Source organism: Kribbella sp. NPDC048928, from assembly GCF_043197975.1.
Classification (GTDB): Bacteria; Actinomycetota; Actinomycetes; order Propionibacteriales; family Kribbellaceae; genus Kribbella.
Window position 1 is genome coordinate 217,311 of the sequence record NZ_JBICUC010000008.1, and the last position, 21,845, is coordinate 239,155.

Annotated in this window: 20 protein-coding genes; 13 read left to right on the plus strand and 7 right to left on the minus strand. The window is 70.1% G+C overall.

Annotation, left to right across the window (positions count from 1 at the left end; genetic code table 11):
• Window positions 1-2: 2 nt before the first annotated feature.
• Complete coding sequence (locus ACGFI6_RS31780; protein WP_393125100.1) at window positions 3-995, plus strand: Gfo/Idh/MocA family protein; 993 nt, start codon at window positions 3-5, stop codon at window positions 993-995.
• On the opposite strand, the gene ACGFI6_RS31785 is transcribed toward ACGFI6_RS31780, so the two are convergent.
• A complete protein-coding gene (locus ACGFI6_RS31785) occupies window positions 992-1,897 on the minus strand; it encodes an SDR family oxidoreductase (protein ID WP_393125102.1) in 906 nt (301 codons plus the stop codon). The genes ACGFI6_RS31780 and ACGFI6_RS31785 overlap by 4 nt on opposite strands.
• Window positions 1,898-1,998: 101 nt before the next feature.
• On the opposite strand from ACGFI6_RS31785, the gene ACGFI6_RS31790 reads away from it, so the two are divergent.
• Complete coding sequence (locus ACGFI6_RS31790; protein ID WP_393125104.1) at window positions 1,999-2,562, plus strand: TetR family transcriptional regulator; 564 nt, start codon at window positions 1,999-2,001, stop codon at window positions 2,560-2,562.
• Here the strand turns inward: ACGFI6_RS31790 and ACGFI6_RS31795 are convergent.
• Complete coding sequence (locus ACGFI6_RS31795; RefSeq protein ID WP_393125106.1) at window positions 2,552-3,739, minus strand: low temperature requirement protein A; 1,188 nt, start codon at window positions 3,737-3,739, stop codon at window positions 2,552-2,554. The genes ACGFI6_RS31790 and ACGFI6_RS31795 overlap by 11 nt on opposite strands.
• 131 nt (window positions 3,740-3,870) lie before the next feature.
• Between ACGFI6_RS31795 and ACGFI6_RS31800 the strand changes: the two genes are divergently transcribed.
• From ACGFI6_RS31800 to ACGFI6_RS31825, 6 genes are read left to right on the plus strand one after another with little or no spacing between them, the layout of a single operon-like run.
• Window positions 3,871-4,617: an SDR family oxidoreductase gene (locus ACGFI6_RS31800; RefSeq protein ID WP_393125108.1), complete on the plus strand. Its 747-nt coding sequence runs from the start codon at window positions 3,871-3,873 to the stop codon at window positions 4,615-4,617.
• Entirely contained in the window at window positions 4,614-4,832 is a 219-nt protein-coding gene (locus ACGFI6_RS31805) for a hypothetical protein (protein WP_393125110.1), read from the plus strand. Before ACGFI6_RS31800 ends, ACGFI6_RS31805 begins: the two co-directional genes overlap by 4 nt.
• Window positions 4,825-5,691 carry an RNA polymerase sigma-70 factor gene (locus tag ACGFI6_RS31810; RefSeq protein WP_393125112.1) on the plus strand — a complete coding sequence of 289 codons (867 nt, stop codon included), beginning with the start codon at window positions 4,825-4,827 and terminating at the stop codon, window positions 5,689-5,691. Before ACGFI6_RS31805 ends, ACGFI6_RS31810 begins: the two co-directional genes overlap by 8 nt.
• A gap of 12 nt (window positions 5,692-5,703) precedes the next feature.
• On the plus strand, window positions 5,704-6,066 hold the full coding sequence (locus tag ACGFI6_RS31815) for a hypothetical protein (protein ID WP_393125114.1): 363 nt from the start codon (window positions 5,704-5,706) through the stop codon (window positions 6,064-6,066).
• A gap of 45 nt (window positions 6,067-6,111) precedes the next feature.
• Window positions 6,112-7,182, plus strand: a complete 1,071-nt coding sequence (locus tag ACGFI6_RS31820) for an LLM class flavin-dependent oxidoreductase (RefSeq protein WP_393125115.1) — start codon at window positions 6,112-6,114, stop codon at window positions 7,180-7,182.
• The gene (locus ACGFI6_RS31825; protein ID WP_393125117.1) at window positions 7,179-7,850 is read left to right on the plus strand and encodes an NADPH-dependent F420 reductase; all 672 of its coding nucleotides are present in this window, start codon (window positions 7,179-7,181) and stop codon (window positions 7,848-7,850) included. Before ACGFI6_RS31820 ends, ACGFI6_RS31825 begins: the two co-directional genes overlap by 4 nt.
• Here the strand turns inward: ACGFI6_RS31825 and ACGFI6_RS31830 are convergent.
• Window positions 7,780-8,679: a DMT family transporter gene (locus tag ACGFI6_RS31830; protein WP_393125119.1), complete on the minus strand. Its 900-nt coding sequence runs from the start codon at window positions 8,677-8,679 to the stop codon at window positions 7,780-7,782. The genes ACGFI6_RS31825 and ACGFI6_RS31830 overlap by 71 nt on opposite strands.
• 72 nt (window positions 8,680-8,751) lie before the next feature.
• On the opposite strand from ACGFI6_RS31830, the gene ACGFI6_RS31835 reads away from it, so the two are divergent.
• Complete coding sequence (locus ACGFI6_RS31835) at window positions 8,752-9,624, plus strand: LysR family transcriptional regulator (protein ID WP_393125121.1); 873 nt, start codon at window positions 8,752-8,754, stop codon at window positions 9,622-9,624.
• Between the two features lie 3 nt (window positions 9,625-9,627).
• Here the strand turns inward: ACGFI6_RS31835 and ACGFI6_RS31840 are convergent, their stop codons facing one another.
• Window positions 9,628-11,358 (minus strand): L-aspartate oxidase, encoded by a 1,731-nt coding sequence (locus ACGFI6_RS31840; protein WP_393125123.1) that lies wholly within the window; start codon window positions 11,356-11,358, stop codon window positions 9,628-9,630.
• Window positions 11,359-11,492: 134 nt separating this feature from the next.
• Here ACGFI6_RS31840 and ACGFI6_RS31845 point away from each other — a divergent pair, with 134 nt between their 5' ends.
• The 4 genes from ACGFI6_RS31845 (at window position 11,493) to ACGFI6_RS31860 (ending at window position 16,997) form a co-directional block, all read left to right on the plus strand.
• A complete protein-coding gene (locus tag ACGFI6_RS31845; RefSeq protein ID WP_393125125.1) occupies window positions 11,493-12,203 on the plus strand; it encodes an alpha/beta fold hydrolase in 711 nt (236 codons plus the stop codon).
• A gap of 89 nt (window positions 12,204-12,292) precedes the next feature.
• Window positions 12,293-12,781 carry a sigma-70 family RNA polymerase sigma factor gene (locus ACGFI6_RS31850; protein ID WP_393125126.1) on the plus strand — a complete coding sequence of 163 codons (489 nt, stop codon included), beginning with the start codon at window positions 12,293-12,295 and terminating at the stop codon, window positions 12,779-12,781.
• Window positions 12,782-12,855: 74 nt separating this feature from the next.
• Complete coding sequence (locus ACGFI6_RS31855; protein ID WP_393125128.1) at window positions 12,856-15,582, plus strand: ATP-binding protein; 2,727 nt, start codon at window positions 12,856-12,858, stop codon at window positions 15,580-15,582.
• Between the two features lie 68 nt (window positions 15,583-15,650).
• Window positions 15,651-16,997 carry an NAD(P)/FAD-dependent oxidoreductase gene (locus ACGFI6_RS31860; RefSeq protein WP_393125130.1) on the plus strand — a complete coding sequence of 449 codons (1,347 nt, stop codon included), beginning with the start codon at window positions 15,651-15,653 and terminating at the stop codon, window positions 16,995-16,997.
• On the opposite strand, the gene ACGFI6_RS31865 is transcribed toward ACGFI6_RS31860, so the two are convergent.
• The 3 genes from ACGFI6_RS31865 to ACGFI6_RS31875 form a co-directional block, all read right to left on the minus strand.
• On the minus strand, window positions 16,975-18,297 hold the full coding sequence (locus ACGFI6_RS31865) for a peroxidase family protein (RefSeq protein ID WP_393125132.1): 1,323 nt from the start codon (window positions 18,295-18,297) through the stop codon (window positions 16,975-16,977). The genes ACGFI6_RS31860 and ACGFI6_RS31865 overlap by 23 nt on opposite strands.
• Before the next feature lie 70 nt (window positions 18,298-18,367).
• Complete coding sequence (locus tag ACGFI6_RS31870; protein WP_393125134.1) at window positions 18,368-20,365, minus strand: heparinase II/III family protein; 1,998 nt, start codon at window positions 20,363-20,365, stop codon at window positions 18,368-18,370.
• Between the two features lie 62 nt (window positions 20,366-20,427).
• Window positions 20,428-21,798, minus strand: coding sequence for an MFS transporter (locus tag ACGFI6_RS31875; RefSeq protein ID WP_393125136.1), 1,371 nt, complete (start codon window positions 21,796-21,798; stop codon window positions 20,428-20,430).
• Window positions 21,799-21,845 lie beyond the last annotated feature (47 nt).

The window sequence follows — 21,845 nt, forward strand, 5'->3', positions numbered from 1 at the left end:
GGATGATCAAGGTCGGGCTGATCGGTGGCGGCGGGATCGCCTCCGCACACATCAAGGGTTACCGCGCGCACGCCGGCAAGATCGGTGTCACCGCGGTCGCGGACGCCGTCGAGGAGACCGCGAAGAAGCGCGGCGAGGAGCTCGGCGCGGCGCCGTACACGGACTACCAGGAGATGCTCGCCAGCGAGGAGCTGGACGCGGTCGACATCTGTCTGCCGCACCACCTGCACCGGGGCGCGATCGTCGCGGCTGCCGAGGCCGGCAAGCATGTCCTCTGCGAGAAGCCGCTGTGCCTGTCCGCCGAGGAAGCAGCGGATGTGCGCAAGGCGGTGACCGAGAACGGCGTGACGCTGATGTGTGCGCACAACCAGCTGTTCATGCCGGCGGTCGCGAAGGCCCGCGAGCTGTTGCAGGGCGGCACGATCGGCACCGTCTACGAGGTACGGACGACCGACAGCTTCTACAACGACTTCGACCCGAGCAGCATGGGCTGGCGGGCGAGCAGCAAGACGAGTGGCGGTGGCGAGCTCATTGACACCGGGTACCACCCCACCTATCTGATGCTGCACCTGGCCGGCGGCATGCCGGTCGAGGCGACCGCGATGCTCTCCACGCACCGGTTGAAGTTCATGGAGGGCGAAGACTCCGCCCAGGTCCTGATCAGGTTCGACAACGGAGTCGTCGGGCAGCTCGTGACCAGCTGGGCCTACCAGCCGGCCACGTCGACCGAGCGCTTCTCCGCCGTCGGCGAGCTGGGCTCGCTCACCAGTGACGGTACGTCGCTCTCGTACCGCCTCCGGTCCGGCGAGACCGAGACCTTCGAGTTCGAACCGGTCGACACGTTCGTCGCCGAGATCGGCCACTTCGCCGACTCGCTGGCAGGCAAGCAGCGCCCGCTGCACACCGAGGAGGAAGGCATCGCCGTCCTGGGCATCCTCCTGGCCGCCTACGAAGGCTCGAAGGCAAAGTCCATCGCCCCGGTCCTGAAGGTCTAGGCGAAGTAGAAACCGGTTGCGAGGTCGGCGAGCAGGTCCGGGTGGGTGGGCTGCCAGTTGAGCAGCTCACTCGTCCGGGCGCCGGACGTCGGGATGCCGAGGCCGGCGAAACGGCTCAGGAACCCGAGGTACTGCGGTGCCTCCTCGACGGTCACCGACCGGGCCGGAAGCCCGAGGCCCTTGCCGATCGCCTCGGCGATGACGCGGAACTCGATGCCTTCGTCCTGGATCGCGTGCAGCCGGGTGCCCGCGGGCGCGGACTCGAGTGCCAGGCGGTAGAGCCGGGCGGCGTCGAGCGTGTGCACCGACGACCAGCGGTTCGTCCCGTCGCCGATGTACGCCGCGAAGCCGTTCTTGCGGGCGAACGCGATCAGCGTCGGCGCGAACCCATGGTGGTCGAGCCGGCTGTGGGTGATCGGTGGCAGCCGGACGACCGACGAACGGATGCCCTTGCCGGCCAGGTCGACGACCAGGTTCTCGGCGTCGATGCGGTACCCGCCGTTCGGGTCGTAGTCGTCCTCGGTCGCGACGCGACCCTTCGCGACGGCCTCGAGCATGGCGGTTCCCGACGTACTGACCAGTGGCTTGTCGGTGCCGGCCAGTGCGTCGCCGATCGCCCGCAGTGCGGCGAGGTCGGACTCCGCCGCGCCGGCCAGATCGCCGGCCTGCATGGCGTCGTGGCGGAAGGCGAGGTGTACGACGCCGTCGGCCGCATTGGCGGCGGCTCGGATCCGGTCGAGATCGTCGAGGTCGCCGCGAACAGCCTCGGCGCCCCACTCGGTCAGCCGCTTCGCGGACTCGTCCGAGCGGGCCAGGCCAAGAACCTGGTGACCGTTGTGCAGGAGCTCCGGGACCAGCGCCGAACCGACGTGTCCGGAGGCTCCGGTGATGAAGACGCGCATGAAAATGGATCCTCTCAAGTGATGTCCCAGTGATGTCATTGACTGACATCACCGACCATACACCCTGATGTCAGTCAATGACATCAGTTAGGATCGACTCCATGGGACGGTGGGAGCCGGATGCGGCCGGGCGGCTGCGCGAGGCGGCGATGGCGCTGTACGCCGAGCGCGGGTTCGACGGCACGACCGTCGCCGAGATCGCCGACCGGGCCGGCGTCACCGCGCGGACGTTCTTCCGGCACTTCGCCGACAAGCGCGAGGTGCTGTTCGCCGGCTCCGAGCAGCTCCAGGAGTTGATGGTCAAGGCCCTCGCGGCCGCGCCCGCGGAGGCGACGCCGATGGAGGCCACGACGATCGCAGTGCTCGCCTCGGCCGAGTTCTTCGACGACATCCGCCGGGACTACTCGCGCCGCCGGGCCGCGGTGATCACGTCGACGCCTGAGCTGCTCGAGCGCGAGCTGATCAAGATGGCGTCGCTGACCACCGCGCTCAATCAGGGCCTGCTCGAGCGCGGGGTCGCCCCCGAGGTTGCGGCGCTGGCCGCCGAGACCGGGGTCGCGGTGTTCCGGGTGTCGTTCGAACGCTGGATCAGCGCGCCGGGCGACGTACCGATCGCCGAGCTCATCCACGCGAGCCTCAAGACGCTCTCCGGACTCACCGCCTAGCGTTCCAGGACGCAATGGCGACCACCGCGACGCAGGTCGCGGCCATCAGTGCGAGATCGGTGACCGCTCCGACGGCGGGTGTTGCGAGTGGCAGCGTGAGCAGGATCGTCATGCCCGCGAGCGTCGTCGCGAACTGGACGCGGGTCGGCTCCGCGAGGCAGCGGTGCACGACCCACAGAAGGCCGATGAACCCGGCGGCCGGTACGGCGACCGCGTAGCCGGCCGCGGTGGGGGACAAGTGCAGTTCGTGTCCGGTCTGCTCGACCGCGACCTCCAGCCCCGCGCCGAGGGCGGCCAGCGCCGCGAACAGTCCGTAGTGAAGGTAGCCCCAGCGGTACGACCTGTTGCGCCGGTCCTCGAGCCGCGGGCCGGCCGGGTGCAGGAAGTACAGCCACCACAGCGCGAACAGGATCACCAGGCCGCAGCCCGCGACCGCGATCAGCTCGACGCTCACCGCGGTGTCCTCGACGGCTCGCCGTACGGCGTTGGACGCTGCCAGCACCGCCTCGCCGAGCAGGATGATCGTGAAGAGTCCGTACCGTTCCGCGATGTGGTGCGGATGCCAGGTCGTCGGCCGCGGCCGCTCGGCCCAGCGCGGCACCGACAGCTCGAGAGCCGCCAGGCCGATGAACGCGGCGAGCAATACACCGTCGGACGCGCCCGCGTCGGCGACGTACAGCCTGGCGAACCAGCCGAGCTGCAACGCCCCGATGCCGATCGCGTACCGGAACGCCGTCCGCCGGGATGCGCGATCCTCGAGGCCCGCGCGCACCCAGAGCGAGATGAGGCCGAGGCGCATCACCAGGTACCCCGACGTGATCATCAGGTAGTCACCATGGTCCGCGGCCGCCGGTACACCGGCCGCGAGCAGCAGCACGCCGGCCATCTGCACCATCGTGAGGATCCGGTACGTGACGTCGTCGGTGTCGTACGACGAGGCGAACCAGGTGAAGTTCATCCACGCCCACCAGATCGCGAAGAACACCTGCAGGAACGGGAGCACGCCGGACCCGGCGTGGCCGCCCGCGATCGTGTGCGCGAACTGCTCGGTGACGGCGGCGACCGCGACCACGAAGGTCAGGTCGAAGAGCAGTTCGAGCTGGCTGGAGACGCGATGCGGCTCGTCGATCGGGCGGGCCGTCATCCGTACCCGGATGTGGACTTCTCCGTTCGGCACAGGCGGGTCCTCTCGCGCGCGGGGGCTGTCGTGGAGAAAGACAGCGCAGGGCGTCTCGCTGTGACTGTCACAAGCTCCGGGGGTGCCCTGTCTTACCTGGTGACAGCGAAAACAATCGAAGGGGTTCTGCGATGAAGATCGTCGTGATCGGCGGCACCGGCCTGATCGGTACGAAGCTGGTGGCGAAGCTCACCGAGCACGGCCACGAGGCGGTCCCGGCTGCGCCCAGCACCGGCGTCAACACGATCACCGGGGAGGGCCTGGCGGACGTACTGAAGGGCGCCGACGTGGTGGTCGACGTGGCGAACTCGCCGTCGTTCGAGGCCGGGCCGGTGATGGAGTTCTTCCAGACCTCGACCGGGAACGTCCTGGCGGCCGGCCAGGCGGCCGGCGTCCGGCACCACGTCGGGATCTCGATCGTCGGCACCGAGCGGATGCCGGACAACCACTACTTCGCGGCGAAGATCGCGCAGGAGGAGCTCATCAAGGCCGCCGGTATTCCGTACTCGCTGGTGCACGCCACGCAGTTCTTCGAGTTCGTCGCGGCGATCGCGGACGAGGGCACCTGGGACGACGGCAAGGTGCACATCGCGCCGGTCGCCTGGGCGCCGATCGCCGCCGAGGACGTCGCCAAGAACCTCGGCCGGGTCGCGGTCGGCGAGCCGCTGAACAGCCGGATCGACATCGCCGGGCCGGACGAGTTCCGGATGGACGAGTTCTTCCGCAAGGCGCTCGCCGGGCGCGGTGACAACCGCGAGGTGGTTCCGGACGAGCACGCGCGGTACTTCGGCTCCGAGCTGACCGAGCGCAGCCTGGTCCCGGTCGGCGAGGCGCGGCTGGGCGACCTGCACTACGACGAGTGGTACGCCGCCCAATGAGCAGCGGGTCGGGCAGCGAGTTCCTGCACGAGCTCGACGTCGAGGTGGAGGCGGACCTCGAACTGAACAAGGCCGGTACGCCGCCGGCCGGCGAATCACCCGCCGAGTGGCTGCTGGATCCGTACGAGGCGCAGGCCGAGACCGCGGATCTGAACAGTCTGCACGGCGCGATCGAGGCCCTGGAGACGGACCCGTATCCTCCAGCTGATGACTGAGGAACTCGACGACGCGGTCGCGGTCTTCAACCAGGTGCGCCCACGCCTGATGGGGATCGCGTACCGGATGCTGGGCAGCCACGCCGAGGCCGAGGACCTCGTCCAGGAGGTGTGGCTGCGCTGGCAGGCCACGGACCGCAGTACGGTCCAGAGCCCGACCGCGTACCTGTCGACAGCCGTGACCAGGCTCGCAATCAACGCGAGCCAGTCGGCGCGCGCTCGCCGGGAGACGTACGTCGGGCCGTGGCTGCCCGAACCGGTCGATACCAGCGCCGACCCGTACCTGGGCGCCGAGACCGGGGAGGCGCTGAGCTTCGCGGTACTCCTCGTGCTCGAACGGTTGTCGCCGACCGAGCGGGCCGCGTACATCCTCCGCGAGGCGTTCGACTACCCGTACGACGAGCTGGCCGCGATGCTGCAGTCGACCGAGCCTGCCGTACGTCAATTGGTCAGCCGGGCCCGGAAGCGGATCCGTGCCGAGCGCCGTACGGAGGTGTCGGGGCCCCAGCAGAAGAAGTTGCTCTCGGCATTCATCACGGCCGCGCGGTCGGGGAATCTCGCGGTGCTCGAGGACCTGCTCGCCAAGGACGCGATCAGCTACTCCGACGGCGGCGGTGCTGCGCGCGCGTCGAAGTTCCCGGTGGTCGGTCAGGAACGGGTGGCCAAGTACCACCGGGCGTTCCACAAGCACTTCTGGGTCGGGGTGGAGGTGGAGTTCAGTACGGCGAACGGCCGCGCGGTCGCACTGTTGAGCCGCGACGGCAAGGTGTTCGCGGTCTGCACCGTGACGGCGTCCGCCGACGGCATCGACGAGGTGCTGTGGCAGATGAACCCGGCGAAGCTTTCCGCTGTCGCTTGAGCTGGAGGTCAGATGTTCAAGCGGGACGATCATGCCGTCGTGCACAGGTTCGCGACGGCGTGCCGGGCGGGTAGCGCCGGAGCGATCCGGAGTCTGCTGGCGCCCGAGGTGATCTCGGTCAGCGACGGCGGCGGGCAGGTGGCGGCGGCGCTGTCACCGGTCCGGGGTGTTGAGCAGGTCGCGCGCAGTGTGGCCGACCTGCTCGGGAGGCACCGGGAGCCGGCGTTGACGGTCGAGGCGGTGAACGGCCAGCCGGGCGTCGTGGTGCGCTCGGTCGGCGGCGTGGTCGCGGTGATGAGCTTCCGGGTGGCCGGCGCGAAGGTCGCCGCGGTCTGGATCGTGCTGAACCCTGACAAGCTCCGGCACTGGGAATGAATCCCGCCCGCTCTGGTGTTGACATGTCAACCTAGACTTGTGACAGTGAGCGGACAGGAGAGTGCGGACATGGCCGAGGTGGCTGATGTTCAGTTCGGGCTGGACACCTTCGGGGACATCCCAGTGGACGACGCCGGTGCGCCGGTGACGGCCGCGGCGGCGATCCGCCAGGTGGTCGACGAGGCGGTGCTGGCCGATCAGATCGGGGTCGACGCGATCGCGCTCGGCGAGCACCACCGGCCGGAGTTCTCGATCTCGACCCCGGAGACGGTGCTGGCCGGGATCGCGACGAAGACCTCGAACATCAAGCTCGGTTCCGGTGTCACGGTGCTCAGCTCCGACGACCCGGTCCGGGTGTTCCAGCGGTTCTCGACCGTCGACGCGCTGTCGAACGGTCGCGCCGAGGTGATCCTCGGGCGCGGCTCGTTCACCGAGTCGTTCCCGTTGTTCGGGTACGACCTGGAGGACTACGACAAGCTCTTCGAGGAGAAGCTGCAGCTGTTCGTGCAGCTGCTCGACGAGAAGCCGGTGACCTGGGAAGGCACCGTGCGGGCGGCGCTGGACAACGCGGAGGTCTACCCGAAGACGGAGTCCGGCCGGCTGACCACCTGGGTCGGCGTCGGCGGGTCGCCGCAGTCCGTCGTTCGTACCGCGTACTACGGGTTGCCGTTGATGCTCGCGATCATCGGCGGTTCGCCGGAGCGGTTCGCGCCGTACGTCGACCTGTACCAGCGGGCCGCGCAGCAGTTCGGGACCGTCGCGCATCCGATCGGGATGCACTCGCCGGGCTTCGTCGCGGAGACCGACGAGCAGGCCAAGGAGATCTACTTCGCGCCGTACAAGGTGATGCGGGACCGGATCGGGGCGCTCCGCGGCTGGCCGCCGCTGAAGCGCGAGGAGTTCGAGTCCGAGCTGCAGCACGGCTCCATGTACGTCGGTTCGCCGGAGACCGTGGCGCGCCGGATCGCGGCCGCCGTGCAGACGCTCGGCGTGAAGCGGTTCGACCTGATCTACTCCGGTGGCCCGCTGCCGTCGAGCGCCCGGATGAAGGCCGTCGAGCTGTACGGGACCAAGGTCGTCCCGCTGGTCCGCGAGATCCTGGCGGACGCCGAGTGACGACGATCGGCATCCTCGGCGCCGGCAAGGTCGGCACCGTACTGGCTCGGCTCGCGGTCGCGGCCGGGTACGACGTGCTGATCGCCGGCTCGGGCGAGGTGTCGAAGATCGCGCTGATCGTCGAGGTCGTGACCCCGGGCGCCGTGGCCGCCACGGCGGCCGAGGCGGCCGCGCAGGCCGATGTCGTGATCCTGGCGCTGCCGCTCGGCAAGCACCGGACGATCCCGGCCGCCGAGCTGCGCGGCAAGCTCGTCATCGACGCGATGAACTACTGGTGGGAGGTCGACGGCATCCGCGACGACCTGACCGACCCGCAGACGTCGTCGTCGGAGATCGTCCAGGAGTTCCTCCCGGAGTCGCGGGTCGTGAAGGCCTTCAACCACATGGGTTACCACGACCTCGACGAAGGCGGCCGCCCGTCCGGTACGCCCGGACGCAAGGCGATCGCGATCGCCGGCGAGCCGGACGCTGCCGAGCAGGTGGCGCGGATCGTCGACGCTCTCGGGTTCGATCCGGTGCTCGCCGGACCGCTTGCCGAGGGCAAGCGTCTCGAGCCGGGCACCGAGTCGTTCGGTGCGAACGTGGACGCCGGCGAGCTCAGAGCGATGCTGGATCGGTTTCCGGAGACTGTGCGCGGTCAGGAGATCCAGCAAGCTCGCTCTGCCTGATCGTGCGGCTCGCGGCGCGTTCGGCGCCGATGCCGGCCGCGATGACGCACGCGATACCGAAGGCCTGAAGTGCGCCGGGGGACTGGCCGAGGAGCAGCCAGCCGATCACCAGCGCCAGGGCGGGTTCGAGACTCATCAACGTGCCGAAGACGCCGGCGTCCAGCCGCCGCAGCGCCATGTACTCCAGGCTGAACGGGATCACCGGCAGCAGCAGCGCCAGCCCGAAGCCGATGGCCACCAACTGCCAGGTCATCACGGGGATCGTCGCTGGGCCGGCGACCGCGGTGGCCACCACGGCGGCGACCGGGATCGAGACTCCCATGCCTTGAAGCCCGGTGACTGTGCTGCCGACGCGTTGGGTGAGGACGATGTACGCCGCCCAGCAGGCAGCTGCCCCGAGGGCGAACAGGACGCCGGCACCGTTGACCGCACCGTGCCAAGGCTGGGTCAGGAGCAGTACGCCGATGAATGCCAGCGCCGGCCAGATCAGCCGCCCGCGACTCCGCAGTACGGCGACCGACAACGGACCGAGGAACTCCAGCGCGCTCGCCGTCCCGAGCGGCAGCCGCGCCGCCGCAGCCATGAACAGCAACGTCACACCCGCCGTCGCGACGCCGAGGCCGACGGCGGCCAGGAACGACCGGCGATCGAACGAGCTCGGCCGCGGCCGGAACAGCACCAGCACGATCAGCCCCGCACATGCGAGCCGCAGCCAGGCGGCGCCCTCCGGGCCGACCCGGTCGAACAATCCGATCGACGCGGCCAGCCCCAGCTGGACCATCGTCATCGACAGGACCGCGAAGGCGATCCCGGTCTCCCGTGTGCGCATGGTCTCCAGTGAAGCCGGGGACTCCGTTCGCGTCCACGTGAGAATACTGGACACATCGTTCATGATTGATGAATGGATGTCCGTCGGCTCGAATTCCTGCTCACGCTGTCCCGGCTGGGCTCGATGCATGCCGTGTCGGAGGTCCTCGGCGTCACCACCTCCACCGTCTCGCAGCAGATCGCCGCGCTGGCCAAGGAGGTCGGCACGCCACTGCTCGAGCCTGACGGACGGCGCGTCCGGCTCACGCCGGCCGGTCGCCGGCTAGCGAGTCACGCCGTGACGATCCTCGCCGCGCACGAGGCGGCTCGTGCCGACCTCGACCCGTCCGCCGAGCCCACCGGGACCGTCCGGATCGCCGCTTTCCACACCGCGATCCGGGACACGCTGCTTCCCGTCGTGCATCGGATCGCCGAAAAGCACCCGGCCGTCCGCCTGGAGATCCAGGAGCAGGAACCGCCCGACGCGCTGGCGATGCTCGAACGCGATCAGGTCGACCTCGCGCTGACGTACGACTACAACCTCGCTCCCGCGGCGCTCGACCCGGCGCTCGAATCGAGACCGCTGTGGGAGTCGACGTGGGTCCTGGCGGTCCCGTCCCGTTCGCGTCGCACCCGCGGTACCGCGGTCGATGTCGTCGCGGCCTTCGCGGACAGCGACTGGATCGTCAACTCGCGCAACGACGCGGACGAGCAGGTGCTGCGTACGATCGCCGCCCTGGCCGGGTTCGAGCCGCGCGTCACGCATCGCGCGGACAGCCTCGCTCTCGTGCAGGCGATGATCACCGCGGGGCTCGGGGTCGCCTTGATGCTCGCCTCGTACCCGAAGACGACGGGCGTCTCGCTCCGTGCCCTCCACGACCCCGAGCCGCGGCTGCGTGCCCACGCTGTCACTCGCCGGGCTCACACCAACTGGGCACCGTTGTCCGTCGTCCTCCAGTTGCTGTAGGCGCTACTCGACGAGTTTGCCGTCGGAGGAGACGTGGCGCATCAGGTGCTGGAGCTCCTCGGGGATCGGCGGGATCTGCTCCTGGTCGACCTGTCCGCGGCCGGACCAGACCAGGTTGACCTGCAGCGAGTCGTCCAGTTCCGGGTAGTCCGAACGGTTGTGGCAACCACGGCTCTCGCGTCGTACGAGGGCGGCATCGAGTGTCGCGCGCGCCGCCAGTGCCGACGCCTTCAGGTCGAACGCATGGGCCAGATCCTGGAAGCCGGCGATGTCCGGGTGGACGCCGACCTGCGTGATCCGTTCCTCGACGTCGTCCAGCGCGTTGAGCCCGGCCTGCAGTCCTCCTTCGTCGCGGACGACGCCGGCGCGGGCGGTCATCGTGTCGCGCAGCGCGCGCTGGAGGGCGCGGACGTTCTCCGGACCGTCGTTCGTCAGCAGGTGGTCGATCTCGGCGCGGGCCTCGGCGACCGCGTCCGCGGACCGCAGCTGGGCCTGTCGGCCGATCGAGTACTTTGCCGCCTCCTCGGCCACGATCCGCCCGAACACGAGCAGCTCGATCAGCGAGTTGCCCCCGAGCCGGTTCGCGCCGTGCAATCCGCTCGCGGCCTCGCCGATCGCCCAGAGCCCGTCGACGCCGGTGCCGTGGTCCTCGGGGCGTACCCACACGCCACCCATCGAGTAGTGCGCGGTCGGCGCGATCTCGATCGGCTGCTTGGTGATGTCGAGCATCTGCAGCTCGAGCAGCGTCTGGTACACCCGCGGCAGCCGTCGCATGATCGTTTCGCGGGGGAGATGCGACACGTCCAGCCAGACGCCGCCGTTCTGCGTCCCCCGGCCTTCCTTGATCTCGGTGTACTCCGCGAGCGCGACCCGGTCCCGGGTGGACAGCTCCATCCGCTCAGGGTCGTACCGGGTCATGAAGCGCTCGCCCAGGGCGTTCCGCAGCTGCCCGCCCTCACCACGCGCGGCCTCGGAGACGAGCGTCCCGGCCGCGTTCCCGGGCTCGAGAAGACCCGACGGGTGGAACTGCACAAGCTCCGGGTCGCGCAGCTTCCCGCCCGCGAGCACGGCCAGCCGGAACGCGTCGCCGGTGTTCTCGTCGCGGCGCGACGACGTACGGCGCCAGATCCGGGTGTGTCCGCCGGCCGCGAGGATGACGGCGTCGGCGTGGATGACGTACCGCCGGCCCGTGGTCAGGTCGAACCCGTACGCACCGAAGACGGTGTTGTCCTTCACCAGGATCCGCGTCACGTAGACGGTGTCCAGGATCGGTACGCCGAGCTGGACGGCCCGGTTGATCAACGTACGCTGGATCTCCAGGCCGGTGTAGTCGCCCGCGAACGCCGTCCGGCGGTACGTGTGCGCGCCGAAGAACCGCTGCGAGATCCGGCCGTCGGCCTCCCGCGCGAACGGCATGCCCCAGCGCTCCAGGTCCTCGATCCCGCGGGCCGCGCCCTGCGCGACGATCTGCACGGTGACCGGGTTCGCGAGCAGGTAGCTCTCCTGCAGGGTGTCGGCCGCATGCTGTTGCCAGCTGTCCTGCGGGTCCATCGTGGCCAGCGCCGCGTTGATGCCGCCGGCGGCCAGCGAGGTGTGCGCGTCCGACCGCGGACGTTTGCCGAGGGCAAGGACCTCGACGCCCTGCTCGGCCAGCTCGATCGCGGCGCGCAACCCGGCGCCTCCGGTCCCGATCACCAGGACGGACGTCGCGATCTGCTGTTCGGCGATGCTCATCTGCTCTCCTTCGCGGACGGTGACCTGCTACTCACTACGACAGCTCAGATCCCCGATCTGTGACTGTCTGTCCGGTCACAACCCGGCCGGCTGTCCGGTCTCATCAAGTAGTCCCCTGAGCTGAGGAGAACCCCATGAGTGAGAATCCGGTCGTCGTCCTGGTCCACGGCGCGTTCGCCGAGTCGGCCAGCTGGAACGGCGTCGTCGAGCGGCTGCAGGCGCAGTCGGTGCAGACGGTCGCCGTGGCGAACCCGTTGCGTAGCCTCGAAGGTGACGCGCAGTACGTCCGCGACGTGATCGCGGGTCTCGGCCGGCCGGTGGTGCTGGTCGGCCATTCATACGGCGGCATGGTGATCACGGAGGCCGCCGCGGACAACGACGCGGTCAAGGCGCTCGTCTACGTCTGTGCGTTCGCACCCGACCACGGTGAGACGGCGTTCCAGTTGTCCTCGCAGTTCCCGGGCAGCACGCTCGGTGACGCGCTGAACGCGTACCCGGTGGCCACCGGCGGGAACGAGCTGGCGATCCGCAACGACGTGTTCCAGCAGCAGTTCTGCGCCGACGTACCCGACGATCTGGCCGCGCTGATGGCGGCCACGCAGCGTCCGGTCACCGAGGCCGCACTGACCACCGGCCTGCCGACCGCGACGCCGGCCTGGAAGTCGATCCCGTCCTGGTTCGTGTTCAGCGATCTGGACCTGAACATCCCGGTCGCCCTGCACCGGTTCCTCGCCGAGCGAGCGGGCGCGAAGAACACCCGCGAGATCGCCGGCGCCTCGCACGCGCTCAGCGTCTCGCAGCCGGAGGCCGTGACCACGACGATCCTGGACGCTCTGGGCAGCTGACCACGGGACCGACCACGGGGTTTCCGGGGCGCGGGCTCCGTGGCCGCCGCCCGACGCTGGAGGTGTTCCCAGCGTCAGGAGGCCGAACGGTGAGTACGGCGGGATTGGACGAGTTCCTGCAGGCGCGCCCGCGATTGCTCCGGATCGCGGGCCGGATCGCCGGCAATCCGCACGAGGCCGAGGAACTGGTACAGGACGTGTGGCTGCGCTGGCAGCGAACCGACCGGACAGCGGTCGCGGACCCGCAGGCGTTCCTGGTGACGACGGTGTCGCGGCTCGCGATCAACCTCGTGCAGTCCGCGCGCCGGCGGCACGAGACCGCCGCCGGTTCGTGGCTCGCCGACGATCGGATCGCGACCAGCCCCGATCCCTGTACGGCGGCCGAGAGGCAGGAGGCGTACGCGGACGCCGTGCGGCTGCTGCACGAGCGGCTCTCACCGGCCGAGCGGGCGACGTTCGTACTACGGGAAGGCTTCGACTACCCGTACCGGCAGATCGCGCAGACGCTCAGGATCGCGACGCCGAACGCACGGCAGCTGGTGAAGCGGGCCCGTGACCGGCTCGCCCAGGCGGTCTGAAACCGACTTGCGGTACCCGAGGGTCCTATACCAGGAGTGCTGATCACCCGTAGCCTCTGACGAGGGGGTGACCGATGACCAGCACGGTGCCGGAGCTGCGGGGACGGCGGGCGGAATGCGCGCGCCTGGACCAAGTGGTGGCCGGGGTGCGCTCCGGCGACGGACAAGTGCTGATCGTCCGTGGCGAGGCCGGCATCGGGAAGTCGGCGCTGCTGGAGTACCTGGCCGGTCGGGCCGAGGGCTGCCGGGTCGCGCGGGCGTCCGGTGTCGAGTCCGAGATGGAGCTGCCGTTCGCGGGCCTGCACCAACTGTGTCTGCCGTTGCTCGGCCGCAGCGATCGGTTGCCGGCTCCGCAACGCGCGGCGCTGGAGGTCGCATTCGGGCTGAGCGCCGGCGGCCCACCGGACCGGTTCCTGATCGGCGCGGCGACGCTGAGCCTGCTGTCCGCAGCGTCCGATCGCGAGCCGCTGCTGTGTGTCATCGACGACGCACAGTGGCTGGATCATGCGTCGGTGCAGACGCTGACGTTCGTCGGCCGCCGGTTGTTCGCGGACCGGATCGGCCTGGTGTTCGCGGTCCGTGAACCGGTGACCGGACCCGAGTGGCGCGGGTTCCCGGAGCTGCCGATCGTTGGGCTCGCCGACGAGTACGCGGGTGCGCTGCTCGACTCGGTCGTGCCCGGACGCGTCGACGGGCATGTCCGCGACCGGATCGTCTCCGAGACCCGCGGCAACCCGCTCGCGCTACTTGAGCTGCCGCGCGGTCTGACGGCCGCGCAGTTGGCCGGCGGGTTCGAGCGGCCGGACGCGCGGCCGCTGGCGAGTCAGATCGAGCAGAACTTCGCACGCCGCGTCCAGGCGCTGCCGCCGGACACGCAGCGCCTGTTGCTGACCGCGGCGGCCGAGCCGGTCGGTGACGTTCCGCTGCTCGTCCGCGCCCTGACACAACTGGATGTGCCGATGAGTACGGCGGCGCCGGCGGAGGCCGCCGGGTTGATCGATATCGCAGCCCACGTCCGGTTCCGGCATCCGCTGGTGCGGTCGGCGACGTACCGGGCGGCGGATCCGGCCGAGCGGCGCGCGGTGCACCAGGCGATCGCCGAGGCGATCGACCCCAGGCTCGATCCCGACCGCCGTGCCTGGCACCGGGCGCAGGGCGCCGACGGGCCTGACGAGGACGTCGCCGCCGAGCTGGTCAGTTCGGCCGACCGCGCGCAACGCCGAGGTGGCGCGGCGGCCTCGTCCGCGTTCCTGCAGCGTGCCACCGAGCTGACACCGGATCCGGCCACCCGGTCGATCCGCGCACTCTCCGCCGCCCGGGCGAGCCTCGCGGCCGGTGCGTTCGAGACCGCGCTGCGGCTCCTGAACACTGCCGAGGAAGGGCCCCTCAACGGTCTGCACCAGGCGCGGGTGAACCTGCTGCGCGCGCAACTCACCTTCGCCTCCGGACACAGCCTCGAGGCGTCGCGGCTCCTGATCGAGGCGGCCCGGCGCCTCGAGCCGCTCGACCTCGCGCTGGCCCGCGACACCTACCTGGACGCCCTCGCTGCCGCCCAGTTCGCCGGTCGCTTCGGCGGAGACGCCGGCGTCGCGTACGTGGCTCGTACCGCGAAGGCCGTGCCGCGACTCGAGGAACCACGCAAGCGCGACCTGCTGTACGACGCGCTGACAGCACTGTTCGCCGACGGCTACGAGACCGCCGTGACTCCGACCCGGATCGCCGTCGAGGCCTTCGCGACCGGCCCCGACGAGGACATGCCCTGGATCTGGCTGGCGGCAGGACTGGCGGTGCATTTCTGGGACGACGAGAACTGGGACCGCCTGAGCGCACGGCACGAGCGGATCGCCCGCGAGGCCGGGAACCTCAACGAACTCCTGCTGGTGCTGCACCACCGCGTCGTGATGAACACCCTGGCCGGCGAGTTCGCGACGGCGGCGGCGATGCTCGCGGAGATCAGGACGATCAGCGACGCGACGGGTGTCGGCCTCGGCCCGTACGGCGACATCCTGCTGGCGGCGTTCCGCGGCCGGGAGGAAGAAGCGCTGCCGTTGATCACCGGCAGCCTGGAGGAGTCCACTGCCCGCGGGGAGGGCGGCGCGGTGTCGAACGCGCATCTGACCAGGGCGGTCCTGCTGAACGGCCTCGCGCAGTACCCGGCCGCCCTCGACGCCGCGCTGAGCGCGACGGCGTACCCGGACGAGCGTGGGGTGTCGAATCTTGCGCTGGCCGAGGTGATCGAGGCTGCTGCTCGTACGGGCCGACCAGAGGCCGCGGCGGAGGCGCACGAACGGCTCCGGGACTCGACCGAGCCGGGCGGTACGGACTGGGGCCTCGGGGTGCTGGCCCGCGCGACCGGGTTGCGGGCGAAGGGCCGCGCGGCGGAGGCGGCGTACCAGGAGGCGGTCGAGCGGTTGAGCCGGACGCGGATGCGGATGGACCTGGCCCGGACTCATCTGGTGTACGGCGAATGGCTGCGCCGCGAGGGCCGTCGCCAGGATGCGCGCGGGCAGTTGCGGACGGCTTACAAGCTGTTCACCGCAGCCGGTGCCGGGGCTTTCGCGGAGCGGGCGGCTCGGGAGCTGGCGGCGACCGGGGAGGTGCTCGACGAGCGCCGTACCGACAGTTCCAACAGGGACTCGTTGACGGCGCAGGAAGCGCATATCGCGGAGCTCGCCGGTACGGGGCTGACCAACGCCGAGATCGGTGCGCAGATGTTCCTCAGCCAGCACACTGTGGAGTGGCATCTGCGGAAGGTCTTCGCCAAGCTGGGCATCACGTCACGCAGACAACTGCGGCCCTGACCGGCACCTGTCACATCCGGGCGGGCTGAAGTGTCTTAGCTGACGAGAGACGACGGATGGAGAGCACTGTGCGCAGGATCCTGGTGGTGGGCGGCGGGTACGCCGGGTTCTACACGGCCTGGCGGCTGGAGAAGAAGTTGCGCCGCGGCGAGGCCGAGGTGGTCGTGGTGGACCCGCGGCCGTACATGACGTACCAGCCCTTCCTGCCGGAGGTGGTGGCCGGATCGGTGGAGGCCCGGCACGCGGCGGTGTCGCTGCGCCGGAACCTGCGGCACACGAAGCTCGTGGCCGGCATGGTGACCGGCATCTCGCACGCGGACCGGACGGTGACGATCCACCCGTCGCAGGGCGCCGACTACACGATGACGTACGACGTGATCGCCGTGACCGCGGGCGCCGTGACGCGGACGTTCGACGTCCCGGGGGTAGCCGAGCGCGCGATCGGGATGAAGCACGTCGAGGAAGCGGTGGCGATCCGGGACCGGATGTTCACTGCGTTCGACGAGGCGGCCGGGCTGGAGCCGGGACAGCGCCGGCGGAAGCTGCTGACGGTCACGTTCGTGGGCGGTGGGTTCTCCGGTGTCGAGGGATTCGCGGAGCTGCTGTCGCTGGCCCGGGCGTTGCTGAAGAAGTACCCGGAGCTGTCCGAGAGCGATCTCGCGTTCCACCTCGTCGAGGCGACCGGGCGGATCCTGCCCGAGGTGAGCGACAAGCCGGGCGAGTGGGTGGTGAAGATGCTCGAGAAGCGGGGCGCGGTCGTGCACCTGAACACCACGATGAAGTCCGCCGACGACGGGCACGTGGTGCTGTCCGACGGCAGCACGTTCGACTCGGAGCTGATCGTGTGGACGGCCGGCAACGCCGCCACCCGGCTGCTGCGCAACCACACCGACCTGCCGCACAACGAGCGGGGGCTGGTGCAGGTGCGGGCCGATCTGCGGATCGGCACCGACGCGGAGATCGTCCGGGACGCGTGGGCGGCCGGTGACGACGCGGCCGTCCCGGACCTCGCGGGCGCCGCGACGTACACGGTCCCGAACGCGCAGAACGCCGTCCGGCAAGGAAAGCTGCTGGCCAAGAACCTGCTGCGGTCGTTGCGCGGGCGGGAGCCGAAGAACTACGTCCACCACAGCCTCGGCGCGATCGCGACGCTCGGCCTCGGGACCGGCATCTTCCAGTACCGGGGGCTCGTGATCAAGGGGCTGCTCGCGTGGCTGATGCACCGCGGCTACCACGTGCTCGCAGTGCCGACCTGGGACCGGAAGATGCGCGTGCTGGCGATCTGGATCGCGTCGTTCTTCTACGGCCGCGACATCGTGTCGCTGGCCTCGGTCCAGACGCCACGGGAGGCGTTCCAGACCGCGGCCAAGACCTCGAAGCCGGCCGCAGCGGTCAGCGCGACGCGTCCGGGATGAGCAGGTCGGTCAGCTCGAACGCCTCGCCGGCGGAGGGCAGCGTCGGCCGCCAGTCCGGTTCGAGGCTGAGCTGGCCGGCCGGATCTGCGCGCAACAACCCGATCAGCACCTCGGTCACGATCCGCCCGCCGACCGGTCCGAGCCGAGTGCCGTCGGACTCCTTGAGGATGTAGAACCACAACGGCGTACCGCCGGGCCAGTTTCCCTCGGTCAGCGGCGGTACGCCGAGCAGTTCGGCGACCTGCTCGCCGCTCGGCAGCCCGGTCGTGTCACCACGCAGCAGGTCGCGGACCGCCAGGCTCTTGTACGCGGACTCGTCGACCGCGCCGGTGACCTGTTCAGGCAGCCCGATCAGGCTCGCGGGCAGGCTCCCGTCCAGCCGCTTCGCCCGTTGCGCGCGAGGCCGCCCCGGTACGTCGAACATCTGGGCGAGGTCGAGCCGCCGCTGCACCGGCCCGAACCCGACCAGATCCGGGAACAACGGGTACTCGGGACCACCTTCTTGGAGCCGGTACGTGTGCCGGATCTGACCGTGCCCGTAGCGGTACGCCGCATCCGCGAACTCCAGCGGGATGAAAGCCTCCAGCGTGGCCGGCGCGAACCACTTCCCGCCGTCCTTGAGCACCTCGTCCACCAACGCCTGGCCCACCAGCCGCGGCAGGAAGTCGTGCACGACGACCCACTGGTAGTGCCAGGTCAGGGTGATCCGCGCCCGGTCGAACACCTCCTCCTCGGGGATGCCGCCGGCCCGCAGCCAGTCCACGATCCGGTTGTGCGCCCGCAGCAGCGCCACATGCAGCGTCAGCGAGAACAGGTGCACGTCGTTGCGCGGGTCGCCGATCAGCGCGACGCCTTGCGGGTTGCGGGGGACGTCGTACCCGTTCCCGGCGAGCAGGAACTTCGCCGGGTCGTTCAGGTCGAACAGGTACGGCGAGCCGATCGGCCCGTCGGCGTACAGCATCTCGAGGTTGAGGCGCGGCGAGCGGGCGTTCCGCAGGTCGTCGGTCTGCACGCCACCGGTGATCGGCGAGCGGTCCGCCGTGGTGTCGTGCGCGAGCAGTTGCCCGAAGAACGGCCAGCCGGCCGCGTCGTCGCCGTCGTCCCCGCCCTCGCCGGGATCCAGCACCGCGGCAGCGTCACAGATGCCGCCGTCCGCGCCGGCCCGCATCAGTACGTGCGGGTCGGCCCCGAGCGGCTCGAGGCCGCGGAACATCCGCCCGTACCGCGCTCCGCCCGTCGGCCGGTCAACACTCCGCACCAGACTCAAGCAGTGGTCCCGCGTCGCAGGATGCGTACTCATTCCCGTCCTCCCAAAGACTCGATCCACAGAGAAGACAGGGCAGCGGCGCGGGATGTGACCGGCAGCCGCCTCAGTTGATGCGGGTCAGGCGGCCGTCCTGCTGAACCCGGATCGTCGTTTTGTGGGCGCCGACGGTCAGGTCGATGTAGAACATCGAGCCGACCGTACGCGAGTTGAACGTGACCTTGTCGGTGCTGTTGGCGGGGACGATCGCGGACAGGATGGTCGCGTCGTTGCCGGACCGGTTGAACTTGACCACCGGCGCCGCCTCGCGATGGAAGATGTCCGGGAAGTACCAGCCCTGGACCGGATCCTCCTGACCCTCCACCACGTTGAGGCCGTCCGTCGGCACGGGGTGCTGGAACGGGAACTGCAGCAGGTACGTCTTGGTGCTGTCGCCCGGCTTCGTGGCGACGGCCGTCGTGGGGGACTGGACCGCGACCTTCTGCCCCGGAGCCAGATGCCACAGCGTCTCGTACCGCTGGCTGCTCGTCGACTGGCCGCGGTCGAGCGTGATGATCAGGTCGGGATCCTTCAGTACCAGGACCTCGCGCTTGCGGGTCACACCAGGCGCGGGGGAGTCGGCGAACGAGTACGACTCCCAGGTCGGGGCGATCGCGGCGCTGACCAACTGGGTCGCCACCGGTGTGGTGTTCTGCGCGGACGGGATCGTCATCACGTTGTGCGCGGCCTGGCTCTTCGTCCACGCCTGCCACTTGTCGAGCTGGTATCCGGAGTGCCCGGGGTCGATCAGGATGTCGCGACCGTGCGACGAGTACGTGATCGACATGTGGTCGTCGTGCCCGTGCAGCGTCCGCGCCGGCCCGTACCGGATGCTGTACGAGGACTCCTGCCCGAACGGCCGCGTCTCACCCCACCCGGTCCGCCCGAACACGTACCCGGCGTCGTACACCGCGGCCCGTTTGCGCGGCTTCGTACCGTGCTTGCCGAAGGATGCGACGTAGTCGAGCGACGTCCCGGCCGCACCGGTCGGCTTCTGCGCAACGGCGTCACCGACCTGCTGCAGCTCGCCCGTTGACTTGGTGGCGAGCGCGAGCCATTCCGAGAGGGCGGCGCGGCGCTGGGCGATCACCGGGCCGGGATCGGAGCCGCAGCGCTGCAATGCGGTCGTGGCCCGACCCCAGAGCAGGTAGTTGAACATCCCGTACCCGACCGACTGCTCGTTCGTCGAGCCTTGCGGATCGATCGCGGTGGTGATCGCCTCGGTCAGCCGTTCGACCGCCAGCGACTTGAGCTCCGGCCGCTTGAGCGTGCAGCCGACGCCGAACAGCGCGATGCTCTCGTCGGTGCCGTGGTTCGACTTGCCGCTCCAGTTCACGATCATGAACTGCGCGTGGTCGAGGAGCGCCTTGTCGAGCCAGGCGTACTGCTGGGGCAGCTTGGTGACCTTCAGGCCGGTGAGCACCGCCTGCCGGGCGCACAACAGCACGTTGGTGCGGTGCATCGTCGCCTCCCACGCGCCGATGTCGCCCTTCCACGAGTACGGGTTGTCCTGCACCCAGTCGTGGATGATCGCCATCACGTGCGTGAGTGCCTTGCGGTCGCCCCGCCCACCGGCCTCGATCCCTCCGCCGAGCCAGCGCAGCGAGTGCAGCCACATGTACCAGCTGGGCTTCTTGTACGGGTTCGCGCGCCAGTTGATGTTGCCCTGGCCGTCGCCGACCTTGTACGGCGGATCGTTGCCCCACGCGAACGTGTCGGTCATGACCTGCGCCACCGGCAGCGCGATGCCGCTGTAGCCCGGGCATTCGTACGTCCCGGTGTTCGCGACCGGGGTCGATGGCGGGGGAGTCGCCGGGGTGTCGACGCCGGGGAGTGGCTCCTCGGGCGACTCGGGAAGACTGGCGTTCGGGCTGGGAGTCGGGCCGGCCTTCGGCTGCGGGCCGCTCGGGGCCGGAGATTCGCCGGCCACGGCGGTCGCTCCGCCGTCCCGGGCACCAGGGATCAGGACGAACACCGCTCCGGCGAAGGCGACGGCGCAGACAAGCAGGCAGGCAAGCGTCAGCGCGACGGTTCTCCCGACCCGTCGGTCGCGCTGCGCTGCCACCTGCCCCCACCCGCTCTCTCGCTAAAAGAACGCTCCGAACCCCCCGATCGGTTGCGTCCGTGTCAAGAATCGCACGCCGCTGAGGGCACGAGGACCCGCGGGCGGCGGCCGAGGGCGGTGACGCCCAGCCCGACCAGGCTCGCGCCCGCGGCGACAATCGCGCAGGTCACGAAGCCGCTCGCGAGATCGTGGGCCGTGCCGAGCAGCGGACCGAACGTCGCGACACCGATCGCCCCGCCGATCTGCCGGGACGTGTTGAACGCGGCCGACGCGGCGCCGTGCAGCCCAGGCTCGACAGCGGCGATCGACTGCGCGGTCATCGTCGGGACCAGCAGCCCGGAGCTGAACCCGATCGGGACCAGGGCGAGCACCATCGGCCAGACCGCGGACGACGTACTCGCCCAGGCCAGCGCGAGCATCGAAACGGTCACCACCGCCTGCCCGATCGCGAGCACGGCCGGACGCCCGAGCCGCCTGGCGAGCGGTGCCGAGGCGACGTTCGCGATCGAGATCAGGCCGGTCAGCGGCAGGAACAGCAGCCCCGTGACCAGTGCGCTCAGATGGCGGCCCTGCTGGAGCAACAGACTCATCGTGAACAGCACACCGTAGAAGGCGAAATTGAGCAGCGACCCCTGGAGCGCAGCGGCCGCGAATCCACGATCGGCGTACAGCTTCGGTGGCAGGAGCGGCGAGCGGACGGACCGCTCCACCGCGACGAATCCGATCAGTCCGGCGACGGCCACCACGGCCGCCGCGAGGATCGCGGGATCGAGCCAGCCGCGGGCCGGCGCCTCGATCAGGGCGTACACCAGTCCGCCGATGAACGCCGTGGCGGTCCCCATCCCGGCCAGGTCGAGCCGTCGCGACCCGCGGACGACGGCCGGCATCGCTCGCCAGGCCCAGAGCGCCGCCGGGATCCCGATCACCACGTTGACCGCGAACACGGCCCGCCAGTTCGCGAGCGCGACCAGCCCGCCGCCGAGCAGCGGCCCGGCCGCCATCCCGGCACCACCGGCCGCGGCCCACCAGCTGACCAGCCGGTGCCGGGTGTGCTCGTCGGTCGCGGAGGCCGTCGCGAGGACGAGTGCGCTCGGCAGCAGCAGCGCCGACCCGGCGCCCTGGACGAGGCGGGCGACGTTCAGCATCAGCATCGAGCCGGCCACGGCGCAGACGGCGGACGACAGCGTGAACACCAGCAGGCCGGTGAGGAACGCGCGCTTCGCGCCGAGCGTGTCGGCGATCGCGCCGGCGCCGAGCATCAGCGCGGCGAAGGACAGGGTGTACGCGTTCAGCGACCACTCGAGGTCGGCGCGGGACGCGTTCAGATGGGTGGCCAGCTGGGCGACGGTGACGTTCACGATCGTGCTGTCGACGAAGACCATGAACGAGGCGATCAGCGCGAGCGCGACGATCGCCCGGCGGGGTTCGGGCATGGCACTCACCCTACGTCATTGTTTGATATGCGTCGAACAGTATTCCG